We start from the raw sequence: 3,967 nt of genomic DNA, 5'->3' as shown, positions 1-3,967 counted from the left end.
GTGTTCACCCGTATCGGCGTGGACCGCGTCCTGAAGTTCGCCTTTGAACTCGCCCAGTCCCGTCCCAAGAAGCACCTGACCAGTGCGACGAAGTCCAACGGCATTTCCATCTCCATGCCTTACTGGGACGAGCGCGTGGCCGAGATGGCAAAAAGCTATCCAGGCATTCAGCTGGATAAATTTCATATCGACATCCTGACGGCGCATTTTGTGCAGCGGCCCGACTTCTTCGAYGTGGTSGTGGCCAGCAATCTCTTCGGCGACATCCTGAGTGACCTGGGGCCGGCCTGCACGGGCACCATAGGCATTGCGCCCAGCGCCAACCTGAACCCTGAGCGGAAGTTTCCTTCGCTATTCGAACCGGTGCACGGCTCGGCCCCGGACATTGCGGGCCGCAACATTGCCAACCCTATCGGGCAGATGTGGTGCGGTGCCATGATGCTGGAGTTCCTGGGGCACAAGGATGCGCATGACGGCATCCTCGCTGCAATTGAAAAGGTGTTGAGCCCTGGAAGCGGTGCGCCGCGCACCCCGGACCTGGGCGGAAAAGCCGGGACGACAGACCTTGGCAAGGCCGTCGCCGAGGCCCTGTCCGCTTCCTGAAACCGTCATAAAGACGGCTTTTGTCAAGCATGAAAATTACACATCATGCTTACGATTAAGCCGTGAAAGCGCTGAAAAACCGTCTAGAATCCGCCTCCGCACGTTGTAAAAACTTGCTGCTGTATTGACAGGTTAGGAGTCCATGGCTCTAATTGGAATCAGCAGAAAACTGCACATGCCGCTCCCGCTGACACACTCAACACAGTGTCCCGGGAGATATTTTTTAGAGACAACCAGATTAACTTTTTATCAACGAGGGGCTCCTTGTGAACAAGACTGAACTGATCGAGCACATTGCCAAGCATGCTGATATTTCCAAAGCTGCCGCCACGCGCGCGCTGGAGTCAACCATTGGTGCTGTGAAAACAACCCTGAAAAAAGGAGGCTCCGTGTCTCTGGTGGGTTTCGGCACTTTTGCCGTGGGAAAACGTGCTGCGCGCACCGGCCGCAATCCGCGTACCGGCGATGCGATTAAAATCAAGGCTGCCAAGGTTCCAAAGTTCCGTCCAGGCAAAGCTCTCAAGGATGCTTTGAACTGAAACGGAAACTCAACGTGGGGTGCTTAGCTCAGTTGGTAGAGCAGCGCCCTTACACGGCGTAGGTCGGCGGTTCGAGCCCGTCAGCACCCACCACCCACGAAAAAAGGCGAACATGGTTCGCCTTTTTTGTTGTTGGCTCCCGGTTTGTTCGTAAAGCTGTTGCAGCACAGGAAGTTCGAGATGTTTGATTTCATTCGCAAGCACACCAAAGTCACCATGGCGTTGCTGTTTTTGCTGATTGTTCCGTCCTTTATATTGGTGGGCATGAACAGCAATGGTCCCTCCGGGAACAACAGGGGGGTTGTTGCCGTTGTCGACGGAAAAGACATCACGCAGCCCGAATGGGATCAGGCTCACCAGAGCGAGGTCCAGCGCATACGCGCTTCCATGCCGTCGATTGATGTCAAGCTGCTGGATACACCACAAGCACGCTACGCGACGCTGGAGCGGCTGGTACGCGACCGCGTGGTTGCTGCTGCTGCCCACGTCACCGACGACTATCTGGCGCGCGAGCTGCAGAAAATCCCTGAAATCGCCGCCCTGAAAGGCCCGGACGGCAAGCTCGATATGGAGCGCTATCGCCAGTTGCTGGCATCGCAGGGCATGACGCCGGAAATCTTTGAGGCCAATGTCAAGGCCGGGCTGCCGAGCCGACAGGTGCTGGGCGGTATTGGTGCAAGCGGCTTCGCCACGAATGCTGCGGCTGATCTGTCGCTCAATGCCTATTTCGAGAAGCGCGAAATCCAGCTGGCCCGTTTTGATGCTGCCGATATGGCAGCCAAACTGGCACCGACCGATGCCGACCTTGAGCAGTTCTACAAAGCCAACGAGAAACTCTTTCAGGCGCCAGAACAGGCCAACATTGAGTATGTGGTGCTCGACATCGAGACTGTCAAAAAGACGGTCACGGTCAACGAGGCCGATCTCAAGACCTACTATGAGCAGAATATCCAGCGCCTGGGTGGCACTGAAGAACGCAGGGCAAGCCATATCCTGATTGCAGCGCCCAAGACTGCCTCGGCAGCCGATCGCGAAAAAGCGAAAGCCAAAGCAGAGGAATTGCTGGCGCAGGTCAGGAAGGCGCCCGATACTTTTGCCGATGTGGCACGTAAAACCTCGCAGGACACTGGTTCGGCACCTTCCGGTGGCGATCTCGATTTCTTCGCGCGCGGCTCGATGGTCAAGCCGTTTGAGGATGCCGCCTTTGCGATGAAAAAAGGCGACATCAGCAATGTCGTGGAGTCGGAGTTCGGCTACCACATCATCAAGCTGACGGACATCAAGGCACCGAAGCGGCCCGCGTTCGAAGAAATGAAACCGCAGCTGGAAGCCGATCTCCGCAAGCAGGAAGCCCAGAAGAAATTTGCTGAAGTTGCCGATGTCTTCACCAATGGCGTCTATGAGCAGCCCGACAGCCTCAAGCCCGTGGCGGACAAGCTGAAGCTTGAAGTCAAGGCGGCCAGCAATGTGGCCCGGCAGCCCAAAACCGGTGCGGCTGGCGTGCTGTCGAATCCGAAATTCCTGGGCGCACTTTTTTCGCCGGATGCGATCGAAAAGAAGCGCAATACCGAAGCCATAGAAACAGCGCCCAGCCAGCTGGTTTCAGGCCGGATCACCCAGTACACCCCGGCACGCACCCAACCCTTTGCCGAAGTGAAAGATGTCGTGCGCCAGCGCTGGGTTGCCCAGCGCAGCGCCGAAGAAGCGCGCAAGGAGGGCGAGGCCAAGCTGGCTGCCTGGAAGGCCGCCCCGGCGTCTGCAACCGCTTTGGCCGCACCGGTGGTTGTGTCGCGTGAGCAAACCCAGAAGCTTCCCAATCCGGTGATCGATGCGGCGCTCCGCGCGGACGCGGCTGCCTTGCCGGCATTTGCCGGGGTTAGCCTCGGCGCACAAGGTTACGTCGTGATCAAGGTCAACAAGGTGGTTCCGCGCGAGGCGCCACCTGAAGCGGCAGCCAAGCAGGAACGCAACCAGTACACGCAGTGGTGGACCGCCGCGGAAAATCTGGCGTATTACAACGGCCTGAAAGATCGCTTCAAGACGAAAATCCTGGTGGCAAAGCCTCCTGTCGCCAAGGCAGGCGCAGAAGAAGTCGTCACCCAGTAAATTGCAGCGGCTTTGCCGCTATAATGCAGGGCTCCGGTGGCTGTAGCTCAGTTGGTAGAGTCCAGGATTGTGATTCCTGTTGTCGTGGGTTCGAGCCCCATCAGCCACCCCAGTATTTGAAGTCCCGCTTGCCGCAAGGCTCGCGGGACTTTTTCATTTGGGGCCTGGCGCGGCTGCCTTACACAGGCGGGGCCATACCCTAGTTCACCATGACCAGCTTGCCCTTGACGCCCCGTGAGCCCATGTGGGCATAGGCGGCTTTCAGTTCGGCCATGGGCATGGTGCGGTCGATGACCGGTTTGATCTTGCCTTGGGCATACCAGCCGGCCAGCTCGGCCATCATGGCCGCATTGGCCTTGGGTTCGCGCTTGGCGAAGTCGCCCCAGAACACGCCGACGATGGAAGCGCCCTTGAGCAACGTAAGGTTGAGCGGCAGGGACGGGATGGGTCCCGAAGCAAAGCCCACCACCAGGTAACGGCCCCGCCACGCGATGGAGCGAAAAGCCGGCTCGCTAAACTCGCCGCCGACCGGGTCATAAATCACGTCAGGTCCCTTGCCTTCGGTCAGTGCCTTGATTTCGTCACGCAGGTTTTTCGTGGTGTAGTTGATGGTGGCGTCCGCGCCAATGGACGTGCAAAGGGCACATTTCTCATCGGTCGATGCGGCTGCGATTACGCGAGCTCCGGCGGCCTTGGCAATCTGTATGGCGGCGGTGCCC

The 3,967-nt window shown here is 58.3% G+C and carries 4 protein-coding genes and 2 tRNA genes; 5 read left to right on the top strand and 1 reads right to left on the bottom strand.

Translation table 11 applies throughout. From position 1 onward, the window contains the following. From AC1D1P_RS16740 to AC1D1P_RS16720, 5 genes are all read left to right on the top strand, one after another. On the top strand, positions 1-603 hold a 603-nt coding region (locus AC1D1P_RS16740; RefSeq protein WP_477673743.1), incomplete at its 5' end, for an isocitrate/isopropylmalate family dehydrogenase. A 266-nt stretch (positions 604-869) separates the two neighbouring features. Next, positions 870-1,142, top strand: coding sequence for an HU family DNA-binding protein (locus tag AC1D1P_RS16735; RefSeq protein WP_007874140.1), 273 nt, complete (start codon positions 870-872; stop codon positions 1,140-1,142). Between the two features lie 17 nt (positions 1,143-1,159). Beyond that, a tRNA-Val gene (locus AC1D1P_RS16730) sits at positions 1,160-1,235 on the top strand. 87 nt (positions 1,236-1,322) lie between these two features. Next, positions 1,323-3,248 carry a SurA N-terminal domain-containing protein gene (locus tag AC1D1P_RS16725; RefSeq protein WP_477673742.1) on the top strand — a complete coding sequence of 642 codons (1,926 nt, stop codon included), beginning with the start codon at positions 1,323-1,325 and terminating at the stop codon, positions 3,246-3,248. Between the two features lie 36 nt (positions 3,249-3,284). Further along, positions 3,285-3,360: transfer RNA gene (locus AC1D1P_RS16720), tRNA-His, on the top strand. An 87-nt stretch (positions 3,361-3,447) separates the two neighbouring features. On the opposite strand, the gene AC1D1P_RS16715 is transcribed toward AC1D1P_RS16720, so the two are convergent. Then, on the bottom strand, positions 3,448-3,967 hold a 520-nt coding region (locus AC1D1P_RS16715), incomplete at its 5' end, for a zinc-binding dehydrogenase (protein ID WP_477673741.1).

It is taken from the genome of Polaromonas sp. P1_E1_2, assembly GCF_056406035.1.
This window is presented reverse-complemented; position numbering and strand designations above follow the sequence as displayed.

Coding starts and splice junctions, on each gene's coding strand:
- AC1D1P_RS16725 (WP_477673742.1), top strand. CDS start 1,323: ATGTTTGATTTCATTCGCAAGCACACCAAAGTCACCATGGCGTTGCTG.